Origin of the sequence: Glutamicibacter sp. NPDC087673, from assembly GCF_044743255.1 — a bacterium.
Classification (GTDB): domain Bacteria; phylum Actinomycetota; class Actinomycetes; order Actinomycetales; family Micrococcaceae; genus Glutamicibacter.
In genome coordinates this window covers 35,607-59,173 of sequence record NZ_JBIUWB010000007.1, presented here as the reverse complement: position 1 = coordinate 59,173, position 23,567 = coordinate 35,607, and the positions used below count along the sequence as shown (strand labels likewise).

Annotated in this window: 21 protein-coding genes and 1 pseudogene; 13 read left to right on the top strand and 9 right to left on the bottom strand. The window is 61.1% G+C overall.

The features are described from left to right. Positions 1-57: 57 nt before the first annotated feature. Complete coding sequence (locus ACIOTL_RS15995; protein ID WP_105661629.1) at positions 58-378, bottom strand: hypothetical protein; 321 nt, start codon at positions 376-378, stop codon at positions 58-60. Positions 379-535: 157 nt separating this feature from the next. Here ACIOTL_RS15995 and ACIOTL_RS15990 point away from each other — a divergent pair, with 157 nt between their 5' ends. Further along, positions 536-1,255 (top strand): M50 family metallopeptidase, encoded by a 720-nt coding sequence (locus ACIOTL_RS15990; RefSeq protein WP_105657350.1) that lies wholly within the window; start codon positions 536-538, stop codon positions 1,253-1,255. Here the strand turns inward: ACIOTL_RS15990 and ACIOTL_RS15985 are convergent. Beyond that, positions 1,247-2,380: a YihY/virulence factor BrkB family protein gene (locus tag ACIOTL_RS15985; RefSeq protein WP_166650682.1), complete on the bottom strand. Its 1,134-nt coding sequence runs from the start codon at positions 2,378-2,380 to the stop codon at positions 1,247-1,249. The two genes, ACIOTL_RS15990 and ACIOTL_RS15985, sit on opposite strands and share 9 nt — an antisense overlap. 663 nt (positions 2,381-3,043) lie before the next feature. On the opposite strand from ACIOTL_RS15985, the gene ACIOTL_RS15980 reads away from it, so the two are divergent. Both ACIOTL_RS15980 and ACIOTL_RS15975 read left to right on the top strand, forming a co-directional pair. Continuing rightward, positions 3,044-3,787, top strand: a complete 744-nt coding sequence (locus tag ACIOTL_RS15980) for a transglycosylase family protein (RefSeq protein ID WP_105661631.1) — start codon at positions 3,044-3,046, stop codon at positions 3,785-3,787. A 596-nt stretch (positions 3,788-4,383) separates the two neighbouring features. Further along, on the top strand, positions 4,384-5,268 hold the full coding sequence (locus tag ACIOTL_RS15975) for a CoA transferase (protein WP_400343606.1): 885 nt from the start codon (positions 4,384-4,386) through the stop codon (positions 5,266-5,268). On the opposite strand, the gene ACIOTL_RS15970 is transcribed toward ACIOTL_RS15975, so the two are convergent. Further along, on the bottom strand, positions 5,265-5,984 hold the full coding sequence (locus ACIOTL_RS15970) for a PaaX family transcriptional regulator C-terminal domain-containing protein (RefSeq protein WP_400343605.1): 720 nt from the start codon (positions 5,982-5,984) through the stop codon (positions 5,265-5,267). The genes ACIOTL_RS15975 and ACIOTL_RS15970 overlap by 4 nt on opposite strands. 109 nt (positions 5,985-6,093) lie before the next feature. Continuing rightward, positions 6,094-6,960, bottom strand: coding sequence for a tryptophan 2,3-dioxygenase (gene kynA, locus ACIOTL_RS15965; RefSeq protein ID WP_400343604.1), 867 nt, complete (start codon positions 6,958-6,960; stop codon positions 6,094-6,096). A gap of 152 nt (positions 6,961-7,112) precedes the next feature. Here kynA and ACIOTL_RS15960 point away from each other — a divergent pair, with 152 nt between their 5' ends. The 4 genes from ACIOTL_RS15960 (at position 7,113) to ACIOTL_RS15945 (ending at position 11,006) form a co-directional block, all read left to right on the top strand. Next, on the top strand, positions 7,113-7,796 hold the full coding sequence (locus ACIOTL_RS15960; RefSeq protein WP_400343602.1) for a CE1759 family FMN reductase: 684 nt from the start codon (positions 7,113-7,115) through the stop codon (positions 7,794-7,796). A gap of 236 nt (positions 7,797-8,032) precedes the next feature. Continuing rightward, positions 8,033-8,818 carry a 2-oxo-hept-4-ene-1,7-dioate hydratase gene (gene hpaH / locus ACIOTL_RS15955; RefSeq protein ID WP_105657357.1) on the top strand — a complete coding sequence of 262 codons (786 nt, stop codon included), beginning with the start codon at positions 8,033-8,035 and terminating at the stop codon, positions 8,816-8,818. After that, positions 8,803-9,612, top strand: coding sequence for an aldolase/citrate lyase family protein (locus ACIOTL_RS15950; RefSeq protein WP_105657358.1), 810 nt, complete (start codon positions 8,803-8,805; stop codon positions 9,610-9,612). The genes hpaH and ACIOTL_RS15950 overlap by 16 nt, the downstream gene beginning before the upstream one ends. A gap of 62 nt (positions 9,613-9,674) precedes the next feature. Then, entirely contained in the window at positions 9,675-11,006 is a 1,332-nt protein-coding gene (locus tag ACIOTL_RS15945) for a DUF6350 family protein (RefSeq protein ID WP_286172070.1), read from the top strand. 18 nt (positions 11,007-11,024) lie between these two features. On the opposite strand, the gene ACIOTL_RS15940 is transcribed toward ACIOTL_RS15945, so the two are convergent. Then, positions 11,025-11,663, bottom strand: coding sequence for a hypothetical protein (locus ACIOTL_RS15940; RefSeq protein WP_400343598.1), 639 nt, complete (start codon positions 11,661-11,663; stop codon positions 11,025-11,027). 105 nt (positions 11,664-11,768) lie between these two features. Next, a complete protein-coding gene (locus ACIOTL_RS15935) occupies positions 11,769-12,299 on the bottom strand; it encodes a DinB family protein (RefSeq protein WP_400343596.1) in 531 nt (176 codons plus the stop codon). A gap of 146 nt (positions 12,300-12,445) precedes the next feature. Between ACIOTL_RS15935 and purN the strand changes: the two genes are divergently transcribed. The 3 genes and pseudogenes from purN to ACIOTL_RS15920 form a co-directional block, all read left to right on the top strand. Next, entirely contained in the window at positions 12,446-13,015 is a 570-nt protein-coding gene (gene purN, locus ACIOTL_RS15930; protein ID WP_133833195.1) for a phosphoribosylglycinamide formyltransferase, read from the top strand. Between the two features lie 32 nt (positions 13,016-13,047). Continuing rightward, on the top strand, positions 13,048-14,562 hold the full coding sequence (locus ACIOTL_RS15925) for an SDR family NAD(P)-dependent oxidoreductase (RefSeq protein ID WP_400343593.1): 1,515 nt from the start codon (positions 13,048-13,050) through the stop codon (positions 14,560-14,562). 30 nt (positions 14,563-14,592) lie between these two features. Further along, positions 14,593-14,673, top strand: a pseudogene (locus tag ACIOTL_RS15920) (hypothetical protein); the annotation flags it as partial. 85 nt (positions 14,674-14,758) lie between these two features. Here ACIOTL_RS15920 and ACIOTL_RS15915 read toward each other — a convergent pair. Both ACIOTL_RS15915 and ACIOTL_RS15910 read right to left on the bottom strand, forming a co-directional pair. Next, on the bottom strand, positions 14,759-17,779 hold the full coding sequence (locus ACIOTL_RS15915; protein WP_400343590.1) for an alpha-mannosidase: 3,021 nt from the start codon (positions 17,777-17,779) through the stop codon (positions 14,759-14,761). 109 nt (positions 17,780-17,888) lie between these two features. Continuing rightward, positions 17,889-18,557: a histidine phosphatase family protein gene (locus tag ACIOTL_RS15910; protein ID WP_400343588.1), complete on the bottom strand. Its 669-nt coding sequence runs from the start codon at positions 18,555-18,557 to the stop codon at positions 17,889-17,891. Between the two features lie 207 nt (positions 18,558-18,764). Here ACIOTL_RS15910 and ACIOTL_RS15905 point away from each other — a divergent pair, with 207 nt between their 5' ends. Next, entirely contained in the window at positions 18,765-19,334 is a 570-nt protein-coding gene (locus ACIOTL_RS15905; RefSeq protein WP_400343586.1) for a TetR/AcrR family transcriptional regulator, read from the top strand. 49 nt (positions 19,335-19,383) lie between these two features. On the opposite strand, the gene ACIOTL_RS15900 is transcribed toward ACIOTL_RS15905, so the two are convergent. Continuing rightward, positions 19,384-20,721: an MFS transporter gene (locus ACIOTL_RS15900; RefSeq protein WP_332504607.1), complete on the bottom strand. Its 1,338-nt coding sequence runs from the start codon at positions 20,719-20,721 to the stop codon at positions 19,384-19,386. Between the two features lie 187 nt (positions 20,722-20,908). Here ACIOTL_RS15900 and ACIOTL_RS15895 point away from each other — a divergent pair, with 187 nt between their 5' ends. After that, entirely contained in the window at positions 20,909-21,646 is a 738-nt protein-coding gene (locus ACIOTL_RS15895; protein WP_400343584.1) for a hypothetical protein, read from the top strand. Between the two features lie 97 nt (positions 21,647-21,743). Beyond that, positions 21,744-23,414 carry a bifunctional phosphoribosylaminoimidazolecarboxamide formyltransferase/IMP cyclohydrolase gene (gene purH, locus ACIOTL_RS15890; RefSeq protein ID WP_332595201.1) on the top strand — a complete coding sequence of 557 codons (1,671 nt, stop codon included), beginning with the start codon at positions 21,744-21,746 and terminating at the stop codon, positions 23,412-23,414. The last annotated feature ends 153 nt before the right edge of the window (positions 23,415-23,567 follow it).

Genomic DNA, 23,567 nt, shown 5'->3' with positions numbered 1-23,567 from the left:
ACTTGTTTCCTACCTAGTCAACGTAGCACCAGACCCCGACAGATTCGCTGATGCCGCTTAGGACAGCTCGTCTTTGTTCTTCTTGGGGCCGCCAAGAACGAGCGAGAGAATGGCAACGCCGGCAGTCACCGAGTTCACCGCTGGCCACGCACCGATTTTCTTGGCCAGCGGATGCGAAGCGCCGAAGCCTCCGAGATAGGCGCTGATCAAGGCAATGGCTTTAGCGGTTCCAGCATCTTTCTTCCAAAGCAGGAAGGCGCCGGCACCTGCAGCACCGAGCACAACGGCAGCCAGCGGGCGCTTCTTGGTGGCACGACCGGTAGCGTAACCGCCCACTAAACCGGTGGTGGCCAAGGCGGTTGAAACGATGCGAGACATGAGACTCCTCCAGATATACGGCACAGTGTTCCACTTTGCAGACTATGCCCGTCACCTGTGATGTTTCCCAGAAAGTCGGGAAATGCACTCGCCGGTCACTTTGTGGCCGGTGGGGCTTGCAAGAATGAGTAATACCGAACGCCGATGAGGAGCAGGAATGAATCTAGATATTGCCCAGGCCTGGGAGCGGCTCTCGCAGCCGGTGAACGTGGCCCTGAACCAGTGGCAGTGGCTGATCGTTGCGTTCTTGATCCTGCTATTGGTGGTCCCTCGTCCGGTCTGGCGGATCACCGGCTTGTACTCCACGCTGATTCATGAGCTCGGCCATATCATCGCGGCTTTATTCACGGGCAGATACGTGGCTGGCTTGCGGCTGGGCTGGGATCATTCCGGAGAAGTGCGGAGCATTGGACGGGGCAAGATTTCTGTCATCATCTCCGGGATTTTCGGGTACCCCGCACCGATATGGGTTTCAGCTTTGATGCTGTGGGGCATATCCACGGGCTATTCCGGGCGGGCGCTCGGCATCTACGCGTTGCTGTTCCTGCTGGCGCTGATCTTTGTCCGAAATTGGCCGGCCTTTATTGTGTGCACTATTAGTGCACTCGTGGCATTGGCAGTAGTCTTCTTTGCGCCGGTCGAAGCGTACCTGTACCTGGCTTTGCTTATCGCCGGGTTCTTGCTGCTGGCTGGCCTAAAAGACTTCGTCAAGCTTCTTTCGGTACATGTTTGGAGACGCCACGATATTGCCCAGTCCGATGCGTACCTGATCGCCGAGGCTACCCGGACCTTCGCCTCATTGTGGGTTGTGGTGATTCTTGTTCTGGGTTCCGGCGGCCTGTGGTGGGCACTGCAGAGCTTGTCGGGACTATTCTGAGCCCCTGCGCAGATCGCGTTTGGTTTTCATGCGGCTAGCGGTCCAGGCCGCCACGGCAACCAGCCCCATGGGGAGCAATTTCGTCTTGCGCTTAGGCTTCGTGGATGGATCCCTCTCCATATCTTGCAGCGGGTCGCCACCGTGCTTGATACGGATTTCCTGGGCCTGGACGAGATCCTTGTATGTTGCCAATTCCTGCTTGGCTACCAAAGTGTCATCACGCAGTGGAAGAAGTACGTCATCTATGGCAGGCATGCCCGTGCGAAGCTGGCGGAGGCGGATGAATTCGATATCCACCAAGGCTCCGAGGAGCAAAGCGATGTTGCTGATCCAGCAAGCAAGAATCAAGATGATCACGCCGCCAATGGTTCCGTAGGTGGCGGAGTAGCTGGCGAACTGCGAAACATAAATACTGAAACCGAATACCGACAGTCCCAGGATCACCAGAGCTGTCAGTGTGCCGGGCGAGAACCAGCGGAATTTCGTTGGCTTGACGTTGGGGGTGAAGTAGTAAAGCAAGGCTAGAACCAGGAGCAGCATAATGAGCATCAATGGCGGCTTGGCGATATTCAGCACGAGCACAAAGCTGTCGCCCATGCCAATAATATTGCCGATTCCGCGGGCGACGGAGCCAGAAGCGAGCAGCAGCACCAGGGTCACGACGGCAACCAGCATGATCAGCACGGTAATCAGGAACATCTGAGGACGGCGTTTCCACTGGGGGCGGCCTTCCGGTGCCCCATACAGCCGGTTCAACGCGCGGCTGAATGCCGTGACATATCCAGATGTACTCCACAGCGCGCCGAGTGAACCGGCCAGGATTGCCCAGAACGTTCCGCTAGCTTGGGATGCCAAGCCAGCGAGCAACTGTTCGGCCGTGTCGAGCAATTGCTGGGAGTCGCTACTTGCAGATTGTCCGTTCGGGGCGAGGCTCTGCTCTAGCAGCTCCATAATCCATTTGGTGCCGCTTTCGCTGGCACCGGCCAAAGACAGGAGCGAGATCAATGCCAGTAATCCGGGGAACATGGCAAGAACCATGAAATAGGACAGGGAAGCTGCAACGTCTAGTCCATCGTTGCGAAAGAATTCCCGCAGGGCCCGGGGGTAGCAGGTCAAGGATTCCATGAATCGGTCTTTGCTTGTGCTGCCTCGTACTGGCATTGAGTTCCCCTGTCTGACTGATGAAATCAAACCTACAGCGCTGGCTTCTTGAAACAAATTACCTCAGGGCAATTCAGCTGTCCTGTCGCTTGAACGTCGCGGTGTGTCCATCGCCCGGGAGGCCTTGCAGGTGGTAGCGAGGAAAAGGCCGTCTGCCGGAGAAAAATTGCCCCTTCGGATTGCCCGACGCCTTGGGTTTAGGACGCAGCTATTCCAGCTTTGGCGAAGGCGGAATGCAACCTTGAAGGGAGCTGGGCACGGCCCAGAAATGTATTGCAAGCTATATCACAGCGAGCTGAATAATCTCCACTTTTGGAAAGTAACATTTTCGTTGCTTGATATGGGGATCATGGTGATTTTCCGACCGATTCAAAATTTCTTTCTGGCCAATTGACCTGTATTTACGGGGTTTCTGACCGTTTCCTGAGTTGCGAGGGTGGTGGGTTGGTGCGTTATGGTCATTCATAACGTTTCGATAACACTCGCAGTGTTATGGGGAAACAGGTACTGCCGGGACTTCCAAACCACTCACCAGGGCAGTATTTAATCAAAGTCGAAATGCGACGCTGAGTGGTGCACGAGGATGGTCTAGGAAGACCTGAGCGCGGGAAGAGCAACTGGAGAATCATGATCCAGCAGAAGACCAAGAACTTGATCCGCCGCGGTGGAGCCTCGCTGGCCGCCGTTGCAGTTGCCGGCACCGCAATCGTTGCAGCTTCCGCACCAGCTAATGCCGCAGGCACCTGGGACAAGCTGGCTCAGTGCGAGTCCGGTGGCAACTGGTCCATCAACACCGGCAATGGCTACTACGGTGGCCTGCAGTTCTCGCTGTCCACTTGGAAGGCGTTTGGCGGTTCGGGCATGCCTCACCAGGCTTCGAAGGCCGAGCAGATTCGCGTTGCAACCAAGGTCCAGGCATCCCAGGGTTGGGGCGCATGGCCAGCATGTACCGCAAAGCTGGGCATTAGCGGTTCCCCTTCGGGTTCCGCGACTCCGCAGAAGCAGGCTCCTCAGCAGCAGGCAGCACCAAAGCAGCAGGCCGCTCCTAAGCAGCAGGCCGCTCCTAAGCAGCAGGCCGCTCCTAAGCAGCAGGCCGCTCCTAAGCAGCAGGCAGCTCCGGTCCAGAAGCAGGCTCCTAAGCAGCAGGCAGCTCCAAAGCACGCAGCTCCAGCTCCAAAGGCACCAGTGTTCAACATTGACGTGACCGATTCGGGCAAGGACTACACCGTCAAGTCCGGCGACACCTTGGCTAAGGTTGCCGACCAGCTTGGCGTCAAGGACTGGCGTGGCCTGTTCGTCTTGAATGACGACCAGCTGAGCAACCCAGACCTGATCATGGTCGGGCAGACCCTGAACGTTCCAGCCAACTAATTCCGCAGAGCTTCAGATAACCCGCGTCGTGTATTTTTACGCGACGCGGGTTTTCCGTTTACCGACTGCCTGGATCGAAGTGGTGATTTTCCGCGTATAGGCTGAGGTTCATGCTGCATTCCGAAGATGAACGCGTGGCCGAGGGCCATATCCTGGGTTCGGGGTTTACCGCACACCGATTGCTCGAGACGGCAGGTGATTGCCCTGTTACTGGGCCCGCGGTTTGGTGGGCTGGTCCGTTGAACGCGGAGAAGCTCGCAGCTCGATCCGTTGGCTTGGTATGTTCCGCCCTTAATGATCTTGCCGCTGCCTCACCATGGCTCGCCACGGCGACGCCGGATATCGCAGCTGCCTTCGCGTCCTCTGCCCACTTGCGCATCGCGGGGCAGAAACCACAAGGTTTTGCTCGATATTCGGGATTCTACCGAACGGCCGACGGCTGGATCAGAACCCACGCGAATTACCCTCACCATGAACGCTCGCTCCACTCTGCATTGGGAACATCTTCGGGGATTGACATCGCCGACGCAGTGGCAAGCCTTTGTGCCCACGATGCCCAAGAACGCATTATTGCCGCTGGTGGAATAGCCGCGCAGGTGCGATCCCGTCAACAGTGGCTCAGCTCGGCAGAGGGCCAAGCGGCCGGCAGCGGGCACTGGGCTCAATTCCGCATGCGCCCAACAGGTTCGGCTCCGGTCTGGAAATTTGACCCGCGTGCAGCAATGCCCCTTCGAGGGTTGAAGGTTCTGGACCTCACACGGGTCATCGCTGGCCCCACCGCAACCAGGGCGTTGGCAGCACTTGGCGCCCAGGTCTTGCGCGTGGACGGACCGCTGCTCCCCGAATTGCCTTGGCAATATGTTGATACCGGATTCGGCAAGCGCAGCACGCTGCTGGATTTGAAAAACGCAGCAGGGCAGGCGCGGATCCACGAACTGCTGCAGGATGCTGATGCCGTCCTCTTGGGCTATCGCCCCGGGGCTTTGGCCAAGGCAGGGCTTGGCGGGGATGAATTAGCCCAGCGGTACCCGCAGCTCGTTGTTGCTGAATTAGGTGCGTGGGGCTTCGAAGGACCCTGGGCCCAACGGCGCGGGTTCGACAGTATCGTGCAAGCTGCCACCGGCATCTCGGAGGCTTACCGTGGTAACGGGCAATCACCGGGCGCATTGCCGGTGCAGGCTTTGGACCACGCCACTGGCTACGGGCTCGCTGCTGCCGTCATCGCTTTGGTTCGGGCGCGCAGTGTCCAAGGGCGTACCGGGTCGGTGCGATTCTCCTTGGCTCGGACCGCTCATGCGCTGTTCGCCTTCGACGCCCCGCAACGCCCCGCTCAATTCGACGGTGGCGTGCGGCTGAAGCGGGTGGAAAGTACTTTCGGCACCCTTGAGTATGTCCCGCCGCCCTTCAGCATGGCAGGCCAGGGGCTGGACTACCCTGGTCCGCCTGCTCCGTATGGAGAAGATGAACCAGTCTGGAACTAGGAAGCCAGAAGCGAGCGTGCGAAGAGCAAGGCCGATTCCTGGAATGCGGTGGACAGTGCCAAGAAACGTTCCCTGCTCTCATCGCCAGGCCAGTGGGCGGGCAGCATGAACTCCGGCAAGCCGGGGTCAAGGTAGGGCAGAGCACGCCATGAATCGACCATCGTGACATACCCCCGATAAGCACTGGGCGGAGCAATGTCGCTGGAATCCAGGGAAGCGGTGCTCTCCAGGAACGCTCGATGCAACGTGCCCAGGCGCTCAAGATCCCACCACTGCCCGGCAGCCTGCTGCGGTGTTCCGGGGAAGTATGGTTGCTGGGCGGTAAAAAGCGTCGCGTGTTCCCTGGCTCCCAGGGCATTGAGCACCGCCGATACTTCCTCTCGCAGGTACTCGGGGAAAATCCATAATCCGGAGCCGAGCGTGCCGCCGCCAAGCTGCACGAAATGCTTGCGTACCTGGTGGCGCAGGGAGCGCAAGGTCTCCGGCAGCGAGTAGGCCACCAGGCACCAGGGATCGCTGCCTGACATTTGGCGCGGGGTGAATATTCTTCTGGTGCCACGTTCGAACATCTGTTGCGCCGCGCTCGAAACGCGCAAGGTGGAAGATTGCGCTGCTTCCAGCACTTCCCGGTCAATCAGTCGGGAGATGGCGGTTTGCGCCGCAGGGACCGAAACTCCGGCAGCATGTGCCAGTTCCACTATTCTGGTGCGCGCCACCGGAGTTTTCTCATGCCGTATATAAAGGCCGGTAATCGTGCGGATAATCGAGGTGGCGCTTCCGCATCTCGCCTCGAAGTCATCGAGGCTCAGAGCCGTGAGGGAGGTGCTACTTGCCAATTTCGGTACGCACCGCGAACAGCTCTGGGAAAAAGGTCAGGTCCAGGGCGCGTTTGAGGAAGTCAACGCCCGAGGAGCCACCGGTGCCGCGCTTGAATCCGATGGTGCGCTGGACAACGCGCATGTGGCGGAAGCGCCATGCCTGGAAGTTGTCCTCGACGTCTACCAGGTCCTCGCAGGCTTGGTAGAAGCCCCAGCGGGTGTCCTCGGACTCGTAGATATCCTTGAATATTGGCACCAGTGCCTCCTGGAATGCCCAAGGCTTGGTGACGTCCCGTGCAAGCACTTCTTCGGGAATGTCGTAACCGTGGCGGGATAAGGCGGCCAGGAACACATCGTAGAGACCTGGCTCGTGAAGCAGTTTGGACAGTAGCTCGTGGGCCTTTGGATCTGCCTCGTGGACCTTGAGCATGCCTTCATGCTTGTTGCCCAGAATGAACTCCACGGCGCGGTACTGGAAGGACTGGAAACCGGAGGAGGAGCCGAGGAAGTCGCGGAACTGTGCATATTCGCGCGGCGTCAAGGTCGCCAGGACCGACCACTGCTCGGTCAGGGTCTTCTGGATGTGCTTTACACGGGCAAGGCATTTCAGGGCCTTGCCGAAGTCATCGAGGCCCAGCAGGCGGCGTGCTTCGAGGAGTTCATGGAGCATGAGCTTGAGCCACAGTTCGCTGGTCTGGTGCTGGATGATGAAGAGCATTTCATCGTGGTGCTCGGGAACGCTGACCGGATGCTGCGCTGACAGGATGCGTTCCAGATCAAGGTAGCCGCCGTAGGACATCGTGTTTTTGAAGTCAGTGCGGACGCCATCTTCAATCGCGCGCTGATTCTCGGTCTGTGGCTTCGGAGTGCTCATATGCAGATATTATCAATAAGATTGCGACCGTCACAATAGTGAAAAACCGAATTGAGCCGACGAGGCGAAAAGATCTGCCGATGCCGGGAATACGTCCGGCGCCCCCGCTGTTGATACATGCATACGCATATAAATAGTGAAAGGCAAGAACAGTGAGCAAGTCAGTAGTCGTCATCAGCGGTGGGCTGGGAACCCCATCGAGCTCCTCGCTGCTGGGCCAGCAAATCGGAGAGAATATTGCCGCGCAGCTAGCTGCCGCCGGCGTGCAAGCCGACGTGAGCAATATCGAACTGCGTGAGCATGCTGGTGAAATCACTAATAATATGCTGACCGGTTTCGCCGCCCCGGGCCTGCAAAAAGTTATCGACGCAGTGGTGAATGCCGACGTGCTCGTTGCCGTCACCCCGGTCTTCACGGCCTCGGTCTCAGGCCTCTTCAAGTCCTTCCTCGATATCCTGGACCCTAAATCGCTCAACGGCAAACCGGTCGTGCTCGCTGCCACCGCGGGAACCCAGCGGCACCAGCTCGCGGTTGACTACGCCATGCGTCCGATCTTCTCCTACCTCAGGGCGCACATCATGCCGACAACGGTTTTCGCGGCTTCGGAAGACTTCGGGGGACAGGGGGTGACCGGCACACTGGCAGATCGCGCTCGCCGGGTTGCGCGAGAAGTCGTCCTGGCGCTGACCCTGAACGAAGGGGAATTCTCCGCTGATGCGGATTTGGGGGATACCCGTTCCATCGCTCCCTCGGTCAGCGAATTCGCCGACCCCGATGATGAACTCTCCTCACTGCCCTTCGAAGCGTTGCTGGCAAACCTCAAATCCGGATCCTGAGTCGGCCGTTCCGCCAGGTTGCGCCCACGGCCATGCACCCGCACCGGGGCGCATGGCGGTGGGCCAAATCTTTTGCGAAAAGGAGCCCGAAGGACCACGAAAAGTCGAGCAGAATGTTAGTACGATGTGCCTTCAATCTCGAACCTCGGTACGATCAAGAACCGTGAGCTAAGTCATCTCTTCGAGATGGCGGCAGCCCCAAGAGGTTTGAACAGTAGTGAAAGGTGTAGCCGTCGATGCTATCCGAGGAAACAATCACGGCCATTGCCGATGAGCTGGTCCAGGCCGGCGAGACACGGACTCCCGTGCCGCGTCTGACCGCACGCTATCCAGAAATGACGGTAGAAGATTCCTACCGGGTCCAGAACCTGTGGCGCCAGCGCTCCGAAGCCGCTGGCCGCGTGCTGGTCGGCCGCAAGATCGGGCTGACCTCCCGCGCCATGCAGATGGCTACCGGAATCACCGAGCCTGACTACGGAATCATCTTCGATGACATGGTCTACGACTCCGGCGCGAAGCTGAAGTGGGAAGACTTCACCGGTGCCCGCGTGGAGATGGAGCTGGCCTTCAAGCTCAAGAAGGACATCGAAGGCCCGAGGGCGAACATTTTCGATGTGCTCGAAGCTACCGAATACGTCATCCCCGCTTTGGAAATCCTCGATGCCCGCGTGGAGATGGAAGGCCGCACCATTGTGGATACCATCAGCGACAACGCCGCCATGGGTGCCATGGTGATCGGCGGCAACCCGGTCAAGCCGGAGAACATCGATTTGCGTTGGGTCTCCGGGATCTTGTTCAAGAACCAGACCGTCGAAGAAACCGGTGTCGCAGCCGGTGTGCTGAACCACCCTGCCGCTGGCGTGTACTGGCTCGCCAACAAGATTGCCCCGCACGGCGACAAGCTCAAGGCCGGGGAAATCATCCTGGCCGGATCCTTCACCCGCCCGATGTGGGTCAATGCAGGGGATACCGTCTTTGCCGATTACGGACCGCTAGGAACTGTGACATGTCATTTCGAGTAGAAGCGGATCCGTCGCTGAAGGATGCGCTCAAGGACGCCGACCACTCGTTGGCAGGCATCTGGGTCTGTTCAGCTTCCCCGCTGATCGCTGAAATCTGCGCAGGTGCAGGGTTCGATTGGTTGTTCATCGATGGCGAGCATTCGCCCAACGACCTGCAGAACATTTTGGCCCAGCTGCAGGCCGTGCGCAGCTACCCGGTCGTTCCAGTGGTCCGCCCTGCGGTCAACGATCCGGTGGTGATCAAGCAGTTCCTGGACCTGGGCGTGCAGTCGCTGATCATCCCGATGGTCAATGATGCCCAGCAAGCCGCCGCTGCCGTCGCCTCCTGCCAGTACCCGCCCAAGGGCGTACGCGGTGTCGGTTCCGCCCTGGCCCGCTCGGCTCGCTGGAACCGCATCCCCGAGTACCTGACCCGCGCTGATGAGACCATCACCATCATGGTTCAAATCGAAGCGGATGAAGCGGTGCGGAACGTCGAGGAAATCGTTGCCACCGAAGGTGTTGACGGGATTTTCATCGGTCCATCGGACCTGGCCGCCTCCATGGGCGTCATCGGCCAGCAGAGCCACCCGGACGTGGTCGCTGCGGTGATCAAGTCCATCAATGCCGCCAAGGCCGCAGGCAAGTATGCCGGGGTCAACGCCTTCGACCAGAAGAGCGCCCGCGAATACATGGCCGCCGGCGCGGATTACGTCGGCGTGGGTGCCGACGTGGCACTGCTGGCGCGTGCCACCGAAGCACTGGCTGCAAGCTTCAATTCCGAGGCCCAAAGCGCTGCTCCGGACAGCTATTAGCCCAGTGTTCTAGGCAACCCTTCAGGTCATCATTGCGCGTCGATCGAGGCCGGTCGGCGCCAATGATGGCAACATTGAAGATGATGAGCCGCGAAAAGAAACCCATGAAGGCAGTGATGTTGCGCCTGCGCAACGGCTGGCCAATGCCCCTGGCGTTGCAGGGGGTCTTCGAGATACTGCAATCCGTGGTCTTTTGCCTTGCCCTGATCACCCTGCCGCTGGTCGCCGTCTATTTCAGCGGAGGCTTCCTCGAAGACTCGTTTGAGGCCATCTTGCAGTTCGGCGGCCTCATTTGGCTGCTTATCCACGGCGTGCCGGTGGAGATCCTGAATCTCGGCCCCGAAGCTGACCCCAGTTCAGTGACCGGATGGGTCACGCTGATCCCGTTGGGACTATCGCTGTTGCCGTTCTTGTTCTGCTTGCGTGCAGGACGGCGCATCGCTCGCGCTTCCTACACCGACCAGCTCTGGCAAGGGCTGCTCGGCGCCTTCGTGGCCTACGGGGCCATCGGTACCGGTATCGGGTTCCTCGCCAATAACGCGCATGCGCGGGTCAATATCATCGCGGCGACCTTCATTCCGCTGATCATCGCGCTCGTGGGCCTGATCATTGGCGCGCGGCGCGAAGCAGGCTCCTGGGCTCGCCTTTTCGGTGTCGATACGGCCGCCTATATCCAGCGGATCTCACCGCATCGCCGCTGGGCCGGATCCTACGTATGGCATGTGATCGTGGCCGGGTTCCTCGGCTATGTCGCTGCCGTGGGAATCTCCGGATTGCTGCTGGCCATCAACCTGGGCGTGCACTGGACCGACGTCGCCAACGTGTCGCAGGAGCTGCGCCCCGGCCCGATCGGCTCGGCCGCGCTGACCACGGTGCAGTTGTCCTTCATCCCGAACGCAGTGTTCTGGGTCTTGTCCTGGATCAGCGGTGGCGGTTTCAGCATCGGTACCGGCAGCACCCTGTCCACCTTGGAAACCACGGTGGGTCCGCTGCCGTCGATTCCGATGCTGGCTTCCCTTCCTTCAGGAGAGATGGCCCATCAATGGCTGTTCCTGCTGATTCCCGTGGCCGCGGGCATCGTGGCCGGCTGGTACTTCTTGCGCGTTGGCGAGAACCACCTCGAAGACTGGTTTGCCCGTCGCATTCCGTTCAATGCCCTGTCGCTGGCGGCATCGACCGCGTCCTTGGCGGTCTTCACCGGCATTGTCTGCGGGCTGCTGAGCCTGATCGGTTCCTGGCTGTCATCCGGCTCCCTGGCCATTGGGCGACTGGTTGAGATCGGCCCGAACATGTGGGCGACCGCAGGTGCCTTGGCACTGCAAATCGGTGTGGGCACCGCGATCGGCTACTTGATTGCCCCGCTGTTCGAGACCGACCCGGTACTCGAAGGCTAGAGGCTTGCCGCTGTTGGCCTAGGTCAGGCTGGCCAGGACCAGCGGATCGCCATCGGGGCGGTTGATGGTGATCGTCCCCAGCGCACTGGCAGTCGACTCCTCCATCACCAGCAGCACCGAATCATTCTCGGCAACTACCTGGATATCCTCGGCTTCAAGTTCGGGATGCTTGGCGCGAAGCTCGGAGATGGAGTTCTCCACCGTCACGTCGCTGATGCCAGCCGGCATCAGGTAAGTGACGGTCTTGAAGCTGTTTTCACCGCCATCGACCTTGAGCGGAATACCGTTCTGGACCACATAATCCATCGTCGGGCAGGTGGTCCCGGCGATCTCGTAATCGCCATCTTCTTTCACAGGCTTGGGAACGGCGATCATGCACAGCTGGCCTTCGCTGCCTACGGCAACGTAGTGCCTGCCGAAGTCCGAGGTGGCCAGCAGGTGGCGGGTTTCCGCGTCGTAGGACTCGGTATCCTCAAAGCCTTCGGGAAGCTTGTCATCATCATCCTGCGTTTGCACCAGAAGCGGCATGTATTCTTCAGCCGATGGGACTGGAGCAGCGGATTCACCGGTCTGCGGAATCCCGGCAGAACACGCGGTCAAGGACAGCAGCCCGGTGAAAGCCAGTGCAGAAATTTTCCCGAAATATGCCTTGGGCATGACTGCCTGGCTCCTTATGTAGAACTGTTTTCGCGCGTACGCCAAGAAGTCTAGCCAAAGGGCAGTGCACCTGCCATTTGGCCCCTTCGTTTGTGTCGGGCGCGCCTAGCTGGTCTGCGGAGCCAGATCCCACAGATGATGCATGACGTCATGCCAGGCATACTGATTCAGCGTTTCAATGGTAAACGCGGCACCGTTCGAGCGCAGGCCGCGGCGGGAATACTGCGCCGGGTCGATGCTCGACAGCTTCGCGGCGTAGCGGGCGGCGCTTTCTCGCAACAGCTCGGCGACCTGCCCTGCAGGCAGCGAATTGTAGTTTCCCTCATCGGCGGCCCGGTCCTGGTCCCAGTTGGGGAACGTCGGGTCATCGTGCTCAAGCATCAGGTCCAGGCGCCCGCTCATCACCTGCAGCATTTCGGCGACGTGGGCCACGTACTCCTGGTCGCTCCAGCGGGCAGGGTTCGTGCGGGTCTGGGCATCGGGGCGCGCGAGCACCTCGATATAGCGGTCCACGCACACCGGAAGCTGGGTCATGGCATCGCCGGGCGAGATGCCGCGCACATCGACGGCGCACTGCGCGCACACCGCCTCCAGGACAACGGTCCAGTCCTTGCCGTCGGGAACTATCTGGCTCATCAACTTCTCCACTTCGAATGGCGCTCTTACGGCCAGTCTAGGGCCGGCGCGGCAACGGTGCCGGGAAAAGGCCTGCGGATCGAAACGCCATGCAACATTGCGTCCGGGATGAAGCGCCGGACCCGGCGAACCGTAGAATTGAATTCATGCGCATTGTGGTTTTGGTTTCAGGTACCGGTTCTAATCTCCAGGCAGTCATCGACGCAGTGGCCGACGGCCAGCTGGACAATGTCGAGATTGCGGCCGTGGGAGCGGATAAGCACGGCACCTACGGCGTGCAGCGTTCGGCTGAAGCCGGAATCGAAACGTTCGTCGTGAACTTCAAGGACTACGCGGATCGCGGCGAATGGAACCATGCGCTCACCGGAAAGTGCTTGTCCTACGCCCCGGACTATGTTGTCTCCTCCGGTTTCATGCGCATCGTCGGCGAGGAATTCATCAACGCCTTCGACGGCACCTACATCAACACCCACCCTGCGCTGCTGCCGTCCTTCCCCGGCGCCCACGGCGTGCGCGATGCGCTGGCCTACGGCGTGAAAGTCACCGGCTGCACCGTGCACATTGCCGATGCCGGGGTTGATACCGGTCCGATCCTGCGCCAGGAAGCCGTGCCGATTGAAGAGCACGACACCGAGGAATCGCTGCATGAGCGCATCAAGCTCGTCGAGCGCCGCCTGCTCATTGCCACGCTCGCCGATCTCGCCAAGGGAAAATAGGGCGCTGCCCACCGCGTAAAATTGGTGGGGAGATGACTGAACCTACGCCGCTGCCTTTGCAGGCACCAGAAACCGAACTGTTTACCGAAGCAGAACTATCCGCCGCTTTGAAGGTCCTGTCGGTGGTGCACCAGCTGGATCCCGAGGATGAACGGCACATTGCCGTGCGCAGGGCCACCAGCAACATGTTCAAGGCGGCCAAGCGCTACCGCAAGTCCCAAAAGCGTGCCGAGATCAGTGCCGCGGACAGGGCCGTGATCGAGCGCACCGCCACCGGCTCGCCGCAACGGCTGGATGACGAAACCCTCGGCCTGGACCTGAGCAGTTCAACCGGAAGCGCAAGCGCCGGGGAATTCCGCAAGCCGCGTGGCTGCTACATCTGCAAGCAGCGCTACACCACCGTGGATGCCTTCCACCATTATCTCTGCCCTGACTGCGCCGCACAGGGACGCGAACGCAGGGACGCGCGCGCGGACCTGAGCGGCAAGCGCGCCTTGCTGACCGGCGGGCGAGCCAAAATCGGCATGCACATCGCGCTGCGGCTGCTGCGCGATGGAGCCCACACCACCATCACCACGCGTTTTCCCAAGGACGCCGCACGGCGCTTCGCGGCACTGGAGGACAGCGCCGAATGGATGCACCGGCTGCGCATTGCCGGCATCGACTTGCGCGACCCGGCACAGGTCATCTCCCTGGCCGACCGCGTCGCTGCCGAAGGTCCGCTCGATATCCTGATCAACAACGCCGCGCAGACCGTGCGGCGCACGGCCAACTCCTACCAGCATCTGGTCGAATCCGAGCAGCAGCCCCTGGCCGCGCAGTTGCTGCCGGGCAACGGGGGACCGGAGCTGTGGGGCGAAGCGAACCCGCCCTCCGAGCACCCCAAGGCCCTGGCCAGTGCCTTCCGCCTGGAAGAATCAGCCTTGCTGGCCCCTGCGGCATCGGAAAGCTACGATGCGCAGCAGCTGGCAGATCTGGCCATGCGGGCCGGCTCCGCATCGCTGGAACGAATCGCAGCGGGAACCGCAATCTATGCCGGGGGCTTGATCCCGGACGTGGTGACGGAGAATTCCTGGACGCAGATCCTGGGTGATGTTGATGCCCTGGAAATGCTCGAAGTGCAGCTGTGCAATGTCACCGCCCCGTTCCTGCTCGCTTCGCGGCTGCGCCCGGCCTTGGCCGCCAGCGGGGCCCGGCGCAAGTACATCGTGAACGTCTCGGCGATGGAAGGCCAGTTCTCCCGCCGCTACAAGGGGGCCGGGCACCCGCACACCAATATGGCCAAGGCCTCGCTGAACATGCTCACCCGCACCAGCGCGGAAGAGATGCTGAAGACCGACCGGATCCTCATGAGCGCGGTGGACACCGGGTGGATCACCGATGAGCGCCCGCATGATGCGAAGGTCCGGAAAGTCGCCGACGGTTGGCACGCCCCCTTGGACCTGATTGATGGCGCAGCCCGGGTGTACCAGCCGATCGTTGACGGGGAACGCGGCATTGACCTGTATGGCTGCTTCCTCAAGGACTATGAGCCATCACCCTGGTAGGGATCGGCGGAAATCCTCCCCGTCTAGGACGCCAAGCCCGGTGATACCAACGGCCAGGGCGTAGGCGGGGTCTGGTATGCGGTTGCTCCGGACGGGAGACTGATCCAGTGATTCCCGCAAGCCAGGACCGTGGATTGCAGCGGGGCTGGACCTTCGCACGCCATGGCGTGCGAAGGGCCAGCCCCGGAACCCGCGGTTACCTGGCCAGGGCGAAGCGCAGGGTGCGCACTTCGAAAGCGCCCAGCTTCAGCGGCACAGCACCATCGGAAAGCTCGATGGCCTGCCCCGCCAGCTCATCTTCCAGCAGGCTCGCGGTGGCTGCAGACAAGGCCTGCGCGTTGACCAACAGGCTGCCGCTGGCACGGCGCCCCAGGGATTCATAGACCCGCACCACCAAATCGCCGGAGTGGTCCGCAGCCAGCTTCACGCTGGAAATCACCAGGCCTTCACCGGTGACCGATACCAGCGGGTCCACGCCGTGGGCGCCATGGACGACTCGCTCTGCGCTGTTGAGCAAGGCACCGGCTTCTGTTGCCATGGCCACGTCCGCGCCGATGACCAAACCGTAGCGGTGGGCCTGCAGGCCTTGGTCGGTTTCAGGATCCGGGAAGCGCGGGGCGCGCAGCAATGACAGGCGCATGGTTGTCGTGACGGCCGCGTCCTTGGCATCGCGGGTGACATCGAATCCGTAGATGGAATCATTGACCAGTGCCGCGCCGAAGCCGGGTTCCTCGGCTAGCACGAAGCGGTGCATGGAAGTTTCGAACTTCGCCGCTTCCCAGCTGGTATTCACGTGGGTAACGCGCTTGTGGTAGCCGAACTGGGTTTCGGCAATTGCATGCTCGGCACGGATATCCAGCGGGAAGGCGACCTTGAGGAATTTCTCTGCCTCATGCCAATCGGTACTCTGCGAGATCTGCACGGTCCGCGAGCCTGGCGCCAGCGACAGTTCCTGGACCAGCGTGGATTTGGAGAAGCTGCGGGCAATCGTGATGACCTGGCTGCCGTCCTCGCGAGAAGACAGCTCCAGGCTATCGAGCTCGCGCAGATCGGTGACCTGGTTGCGGTAGTACTTGTCCACGTCCCAGGCGTCCCACATGTTCGGGAAGTCCTGGTGCAATTGCAGCAGGTTCGCTTCCTGGCCCTCGGCGATAGTTTCACGGCCGGTAGCCAGATCCACCGCGGAGGCAATCAGGCCCTGGGCATTGACCGCCACCCGGATGACCGAGTTATCCAGGATGTAGCCGCCATCGGCTGCGGTTGCCCTGACCGCGGAAACAGGAACGGCTTCCACTTCCCTGGCCTGGCCGAAGGCCAGGTTATTGCGCGTGAACGCCGCACCGTTGAATGCAATAGGGGTGGACCCTTCGCCAGCCAGCTGCTGCTGGGCGGCGCGGATCAGCGCTTCGGCCTGCTCGATGACCTGGGCGTAGCGTGCCACCACTTCGCGGTGCACCCAGGCGATGGAGGTGCCGGGCAGGATGTCATGGAACTGGTGGAGCAGCACGGTTTCCCACAGTTCGTCGAGCTGCTCGTACGGGTATTCGGCCCCGGTGCGGATGGCTGCGGTGGCTGCCCACAGTTCGGCCTCGACCAGCAGCTGCTCGGTGCGGCGGTTGCCCGACTTGGTCTGGTGCTGGCTGGTCAGCGTGGCGCGGTGCAGCTCCAGGTAGAGCTCTCCCACCCATACCGGAGGGTTGGGCAGCTCGGCCTTGGCCCGGTCGAAGAAGTCGTTCGGGTGTTCCCACCGGACTTTGGCACTGCCTTCCAGGTTGGCCAGGCGCTTGGCTTTGCCGGTCATTTCCCGGGTGGTGCCGCCGCCGCCATCGCCCCAGCCGACCGGTGCGATGGAGTTGTTGGCAAGCCGGGCTTCGCGGAACTGGCGCGAGGCCTTGGCGACTTCCTCCCCGGAGAGCTGCGAGTTGTAGGTGTCCATCGACGGGAAGTGGCTGAATACGCGCGAGCCGTCGATGCCTTCCCAATCGAAGGTGTGGTGCGGGAATTTGTTCTGCTGGTTCCAGGAGATCTTCTGGGTGAAGAACCATTCGAAGCCGGCCCGGCGCATCAGCTGGGGCAGGGCAGGGGAGTATCCGAAGGAATCGGGCAGCCATACGCCCTTTGAAGCGATGCCGAATTCGTCGCGGAAGAACTTCTGGCCGTAGAGGAACTGGCGGACCAGCGATTCACCCGAGGGCATCACGGTATCGGACTCGACCCACATGCCGCCCAGCGGCAGGAAGCGCCCGTCGGCAATGGCCTTCTTCACCCGATCCCAGACCTCGGGGCGATGGGTCTTGAGCCACTTGTACTGCTGGGCGCTGGACATGCCGTAGAGGAATTCTTCCTCGTCGCCCAGCAGCTCCACCATCGAGGAGCAGGTGCGGGAGACCTTGCGGATGGTTTCGCGCAGCGGCCACAGCCAGGCCGAGTCGATATGCGAGTGGCCAATCGCGGAAATCTGGTGCGCACTGTGCTCGGCTGGGGCGGCCAGGACCGCTGCCAGCTCCTTGCGGGCGGCCTGCGCGGTCTCGGTAATCCGCTGCAGGTCGAGCACGTCCAACGCGTTGTCCATGGCCTGCAGGATCTGCATCTTGCGCGGGCCGGCCGGCAGCTGCTCTTGCAGATCCAGCAGCACTTCCAGATCCAGCGACAACTCGTGTACTACGGATTCAAAGACCGCCAGGTCCATGCGGCGGGTGGTGTACAGCCGGCGCGAAGACGAGGTAAGGATATCGCCCTGCTCGGTGGGAAGGAACGGGTGGTAGTCCAGCAGCACCGGATTGGATGCCGCTTCCAGGTACAAGTCGATGACCTCATCGCCTTCGGCCTGACCGGCAACGGGCACCCACTGGTTGCGCGGGTTGATCGCCTTGATGGTGATGCCGTCCGGCCGGTAAACCAGGCCCTCGCACTGGAAGCCGGTCATGTTGACGTCAAATCCCAGATCAATCACGGCTTCCACCCGGCGTCCGGCCCAATGCGCCGGAACCTGGCCCTGCAAATGGAACCATGTGGTGCCCCAGGCCGCGCCCCACGGGGTACCAACCTCTGTGGGCTGGTAGTCCAGTGCAAGGCCCTGCGCAGGAGCTACCGGCTCTCCCGGCAATTCGTGCCAGGAGAGGGTCAATGGCATGGTTTCTGAATATATCGCTGGAAGGATACGTTCGGTCAGAACGCGGCGGACGCGTCCGGTGGTCAGGGAAATGTCGTCGTGCATGAGGGCCTTCCGTTTGTGCGCTCAGCGGAAAATGAGCTCCCCTGCCAGACTACCGAAAAAAATAGATGCTGAGTTGGTGCAACTCGCGATCCCCGGTGGAGCGGGGTACTCAAGGGATACCGTCCTCGCCACCCGTCACGTCCTCGGTGAGAACATCGCGAACGAAGTCGCCACCGAGCGGTTCTGGATTCCACCGTTCCAAGGCCCACGTTCCGCCGATGCCCAATTCCAGCAAGGAGCCACCGGTATTCTCGATATGCAGCTCTGCGGCATCGGCAGGCGCCATCTTCGTAGCCCATGCGCTGAAAACGCGAATGGCGGCACCATGGCTGAATACCGCGACCGTGCCGGAGTAGTCCTGTGCCCGGACGATGGTTTCCAGGGCCTTGGAATATCTTTCAATGAAGTCGTAGCCGTTCGGCCCGCCGGGCATCTTCTGCTCCCAGTCGCCATGCATCCACGAATGCAGGCACATGCCGTAGGCATAGCGTGAGGCCTCGTCGGCCTGCATCTCCAAGGTCCCGGCTGAAATCTCCTCGAGGCCGTCAATGACCTGCAGCTTCTGTCCGGTGGATTCGCTCAATGGCTGGGCCGTCAGCTGCGTGCGGTTCAGCGTCGAGGCATAGATGGACTGCAGCTGCCCGCCACTGAATGCCTGCGGCAGGGCACGAGCCTGGCGATTCCCCAGCGGAGTGAGGCTGGCACCCGGGTAAGCGGTATCAAGCTGCCCGGCAACATTCGATGGGGTTTGTCCGTGCCTGATGAGCTGAAAACGCATATCCGAGGATTCCTTGGCCTTGAGGTTCTAGATCCTAGGGATAGCACGGTTTCTGGAAATGCGGAATGGCTGGGCGCGGGCGCGGGGAGCAAACTTTTCGTTCTGGAAAGTTGATTTCCGCTTCGTCAGAGCACTGCCTGTCCGCTATCGTGAAATCGTCAGGTGGCAAGTCGTGCGCCAGAATTTCCTTCAGATCGGATTCCACTCATGCGTTCAGATGCTCTTCGGCGACGTGAGAACATTCTTCGAGCAGCTCGTGAATTATTTGCAGAACACGGCGCCCAGATTGCGATGGAAACTATTGCAGAGGCCAGCGGAGTGGGCATCGGCACACTGTATCGAAACTTCGCTGACCGGAATGCGCTGGTTGAAGAAGTCACCCTCGGCACGCTTGGGGATATCCGAATCGCTTCCCAATCAGCGGTTCAGCGGCTTGAAGACGGTGACACGGACGCTTGGGAAGTTCTGCTTGGCACGCTGGTCCAGCAGAATCTCGGGGCACTGAGCGAAGCGCTCGGGCTGCAATTGCCACGGAAGATCAGCCCCGGCATTCTGGAGGTCCAGGCAGAGGCCGGCCAGTCCCTGCACTCCGCCTTGGACTTGGCCAAGAACGCGAATTTGGTCCGCAAAGACGTAACGGAGATAGAACTGATTGCCACCATCGGGGCCATGACCCGTCCACTGCCGCGGGCCTTCAGCAAGAGCCAGCCTGGTTTGGAGGACCGCATCGTGCAGATCATGCGCGATGGCTTGCGCCCGCAAACTACGCAGGACTAGCAAATGCCAGCACCAGAAGGTGCTGGCATTCGCCGCTGGCAGATGATTCTTAATCCAAACTCATGCCGCGGGTTTCTGGAGCGAATCGCGCCATGAAGACGACGGCTACCAGCACCAGCGCAGTCGCGCCGGCAAACAGCCAGCCCAGCCCGACCACTGGCCACAGGGCCGCGAAAAGCAGGGGACCGAAGCCGGCGGCAAAGCGGGACATGGTCGAAGCCCAGCCGAAACCGCTGGCGCGCAATTCGGTGGGGTACAGCTCGGAAACGTAGGCATACAGCACCGGAATAGCGACCTGGACCACTACGCCGAAGACCAGCACCCAGGCAATCGCGGTCGCTGGGATATGCAGGTTCTGGGCTACGATCACAAGCACGATGCCTGAGATTGGCGCGGAGATCGCCAGCAGCCATTTACGGCCAACCCGCTCCACCAGCAATGCTGCCAGAACAACGCCCACCAGCCCCATCAGGGCCATCACCGCGGTAGCGAAGAACGACGCTGACTGGGCCATTCCGGCCTCGGTCAGAATCGATGGCAACCAGGTCAATGCCAGGTAGTAGACCAGCAAAATGGTCATGAACAGCAGCCAGCTGGTGGCGGTGATCTTCCAGGAGTACCGCCACAGCGAAGCGACCTGCTCCCACCAGCGCGGAGCCTTTTCCAATTCCACAGGTGCAATTACGTACTCGCGCGCAGTGGCCCCGGTGCGTTCCACGAGCTGGTCGATGACCGCACGGGCCTCGGCATCGCGGCCCTTGGCTGCCAAGAACAGCGGGGATTCGGGCATGGAGCGCCGTACCAGGTACACCATGAACGCGGGCAGGATCATGACTGCCAGGATCAGCCGCCAATTATCGGCGGTGGCCATCACCCACCCCGAAACGAAGAAGGACAGTGCCGCGCCCACCGGCCACCAGCCATCCATGGCGGTGAGCACGCGTCCGCGCAGCTTGGCAGGGGTGAACTCGCCGACGAGCGCATAGTCCACCGGGATGCAGCCTCCCAGGCCGACGCCGGCCAGGAAGCGGAAGGCGACGAAGAAGCCGAAATTCGGAGACAGCGCGCCGAGGATGGTGAATAGCGAGAACATCAGAAGCGTCAGGCTGAAGGCGTTCTTGCGTCCATAGCGGTCGGCGATCCCGCCCCAGAGGAAGGCGCCCAGGGCCATGCCCACCAGATTGGAAGTGCCCAGCAAGGCCGCGGTGGGACGGTCAAGCCCCCACTCTTCGGCGACCAATGGAATCAACGCGCCGTTGAGGGTCACGTCCCAGGCATCGAACATGAATCCGAGTCCGCCGATAATGAAAATGGTGCCCTGCACCTTCCATTTGAACGGCAGCTCTTGCACGATCGATGTGCCAGAAGGCAGGGGTGCGGAAGACACAGTGGTGCACCTTTCGGTGTGCGAGCAGAAATGGTTTGTACCGCGTGAAGCATAGCCGAAAACCAGGTTCCAGGTGTAGCTCTCTACGCTTCTTCTCCCGCCACGTCAAGGCCTGTTGTCTGCGCCGGCAAGGGGGTAATCTCTGGACATGGGAGTAGATTGGACCGCTCTCGAAGAGGCTATACGGGTGACTGCCCTTCGACACGCAGCGGAAGTGATAGCTGGACACCCCGACCAGGACTTCTATGCCATTGCCTTGCATGGAGTCAGCACCGAGGAAAGCGAAAGCATCGCCATGCCGTTGCTGGCCTTGAACTCGGTGCAGGCCCTGGAACGAGATCGCCTCACGGAGTCTCGCGAGCAATTGGTGGAACGCGGTGAAGACGCCGATGAGCCTGCCGATTACGAGGACCGTCCCGATGCCGACGGCGATGGAAGCCTTGAACCTGAAACCGTCACATTGGAAGACGATTCGCTGCTGATCACGGATTCCGATGATGAAGACGAAGGCGAACCGGATGACGAGGATTCCGACGGGGAAGATCTCGACGACGTCTTGGCCTCCTTGGAAGCGGATCTGGAAGACAGCGACGAGGAGAGCTTCTACTCGGATAAGTGGGAACCCAGCGATTGGCACTGGTCATCCATTGATTTATGCGAAGATCCCGCGGCCACGCTATGGTCCGAGGCGATGACCGGACTGGCTGCGCGTGATGGCTGGGAACCTACCATCAAGCGCTATTATCACACGTTGGTTGCTGTAGCCCGGTCGTTGCGCGAAGAGTTGGGCGAACGGACCAAGGCGGATCTCGTGGCCTATGTCGCAGATGAAGAACATGCAGAAAAACTTCTGCAGCTTTGCCTGACTGACAAGCAGCTTTCTTCATATTTCCCGCACCTTTCCTCATTGCCGGAAGGGGCTTGACACGAACTGAAATTCCGGTGCCTTCCTTGGTTAGAATGAAGGCGGTGGCCTCTGCGCTGCCCGCCCCATTCATTCTCACCGCCGGGAGAAAAATTTCGTGAGTAAGACCGTGCTGGACAAAGTCGCTATCCGTCGCGCACTGATTTCCGTCTACGACAAGACCGGCTTGGAGGAGCTGGCCGCTGGATTGCACGCCGCAGGCGTGCAGCTGGTATCCACCGGCTCCACGGCCAAGAAGATCGCTGCCGCTGGAATTCCCGTGACCGAGGTCGAGCAGGTGACCGGTTCCCCTGAAATGCTCGATGGCCGCGTCAAGACCCTGCACCCGCGCATCCACGGCGGCATCCTTGCGGACCGCCGCGTCACCGAGCACATGGATACCCTGTCCTCGATGGATATCGAGCAGATCGACCTGGTAGTGGTGAACTTGTACCCCTTCGTGCAGACCGTCGCCTCGGGTGCCTCGCAGGATGAAGTTGTCGAGCAGATCGATATCGGGGGCCCAGCCATGGTCCGCTCGGCAGCGAAGAACCACGCCGCCGTTTCCATCGTGGTTGATCCAGTTTTCTACCCGCAGGTCATCTCCGCAGCAGCCGAGGGCGGCTTCGATCTGAAGACCCGCCAGCGCCTGGCCGCCAAGGCCTACGCTCACACCGCAGCCTACGACACCGCGGTAGCCTCGTGGACCGCAAGCCAGTTCCTGGATGAGGACGGCGACGGCGTCATCGACTGGCCAGCCTACGCAGGCGTGGCCCTGCAGCGTGCCGATGTGCTGCGCTACGGCGAAAACCCGCACCAGCAGGCAGCGCTCTACGTTGACGAAGCCGCTCCAGCCGGCATCGCCCAGGCTGATCAGCTGCACGGCAAGCCAATGAGCTACAACAACTACGTGGATGCCGATGCTGCACTGCGTGCCGCCTACGACTTCGAGAAGCCGGCTGTGGCTGTGGTCAAGCACGCCAACCCTTGCGGTGTGGCCGTCGCTTCGGATGACGCGGCAGATCCAATCGCTGATGCGCACCGCAAGGCGCACGCTACCGACCCGGTGTCCGCATTCGGCGGCGTCATCGCCGCCAACCGCACGGTCACCAAGGAAATGGCAGAAACCGTCAAGGGCATCTTCACCGAGGTAGTTATTGCCCCGGACTTCGAGGCCGAAGCCGTGCAGATCCTCTCCGCCAAGAAGAACATCCGCCTGCTGGCCCTGCCAGAAGGCTACGGCCGCAACAAGAACGAGTTCCGCCAGGTAAGCGGTGGCATGCTGGTCCAGGCCGGCGACAAGATCGACGCCGAGGGCGACAACCCGGGGAACTGGACCCTTGCTGCCGGCGAAGCAGCTGACGCTGCTACCTTGGCAGATCTGGAATTCGCCTGGAGCGCCGTGCGCGCTGCCAAGTCCAACGCGATTCTGCTGGCCAAGAATGGTGCAGCAACGGGCATCGGCATGGGCCAGGTCAACCGCATCGACTCCTGCAAGCTGGCCGTGGAACGTGCCAACACCCTGGGCGTGAAGGTCGAGTCCGGCGCGGATGCAGCCGGTGGCGCTGAGAACGCTGACGCGGCTGCTTCGGAACAGCGTGCCGTGGGCTCCGTGGCCGCTTCGGATGCTTTCTTCCCATTCGCCGACGGCCTGCAGATCCTGATCGATGCCGGCGTGAAGGCTGTCGTGCAGCCCGGTGGTTCGGTGCGCGATGAGGAAGTCATCGCGGCAGCGAACGAAGCCGGTATCACGATGTACTTCACCGGTGCACGCCACTTCTTCCACTAGGAACACTAGGTAGCAAGTCGTATAGACCTCAGGCCATGAACCCTCCACGGGTTCATGGCCTGAGGTCCTTTAAAGTGACAATGCTATTGAATCCTGGCACCGAGCCAGGCGAAATTCTGATGCGTAATCGTCGCCAGGTTCATGGTCCCCGCT

Excerpts from the sequence above, each read along its gene's own strand:
- purN (WP_133833195.1), top strand. The coding sequence starts at position 12,446 with ATGCGCATTGTGGTTTTGGTTTCAGGTACCGGTTCTAATCTCCAGGCA.
- ACIOTL_RS15915 (WP_400343590.1), bottom strand. The coding sequence starts at position 17,779 with ATGCACGACGACATTTCCCTGACCACCGGACGCGTCCGCCGCGTTCTG.
- ACIOTL_RS15940 (WP_400343598.1), bottom strand. The coding sequence starts at position 11,663 with ATGCCCAAGGCATATTTCGGGAAAATTTCTGCACTGGCTTTCACCGGG.
- ACIOTL_RS15985 (WP_166650682.1), bottom strand. The coding sequence starts at position 2,380 with ATGGAATCCTTGACCTGCTACCCCCGGGCCCTGCGGGAATTCTTTCGC.
- ACIOTL_RS15925 (WP_400343593.1), top strand. The coding sequence starts at position 13,048 with ATGACTGAACCTACGCCGCTGCCTTTGCAGGCACCAGAAACCGAACTG.
- ACIOTL_RS15910 (WP_400343588.1), bottom strand. The coding sequence starts at position 18,557 with ATGCGTTTTCAGCTCATCAGGCACGGACAAACCCCATCGAATGTTGCC.
- ACIOTL_RS15980 (WP_105661631.1), top strand. The coding sequence starts at position 3,044 with ATGATCCAGCAGAAGACCAAGAACTTGATCCGCCGCGGTGGAGCCTCG.
- ACIOTL_RS15945 (WP_286172070.1), top strand. The coding sequence starts at position 9,675 with ATGATGGCAACATTGAAGATGATGAGCCGCGAAAAGAAACCCATGAAG.
- ACIOTL_RS15990 (WP_105657350.1), top strand. The coding sequence starts at position 536 with ATGAATCTAGATATTGCCCAGGCCTGGGAGCGGCTCTCGCAGCCGGTG.
- kynA (WP_400343604.1), bottom strand. The coding sequence starts at position 6,960 with ATGAGCACTCCGAAGCCACAGACCGAGAATCAGCGCGCGATTGAAGAT.
- ACIOTL_RS15935 (WP_400343596.1), bottom strand. The coding sequence starts at position 12,299 with ATGAGCCAGATAGTTCCCGACGGCAAGGACTGGACCGTTGTCCTGGAG.
- ACIOTL_RS15905 (WP_400343586.1), top strand. The coding sequence starts at position 18,765 with ATGCGTTCAGATGCTCTTCGGCGACGTGAGAACATTCTTCGAGCAGCT.
- hpaH (WP_105657357.1), top strand. The coding sequence starts at position 8,033 with ATGCTATCCGAGGAAACAATCACGGCCATTGCCGATGAGCTGGTCCAG.
- ACIOTL_RS15950 (WP_105657358.1), top strand. The coding sequence starts at position 8,803 with ATGTCATTTCGAGTAGAAGCGGATCCGTCGCTGAAGGATGCGCTCAAG.
- ACIOTL_RS15995 (WP_105661629.1), bottom strand. The coding sequence starts at position 378 with ATGTCTCGCATCGTTTCAACCGCCTTGGCCACCACCGGTTTAGTGGGC.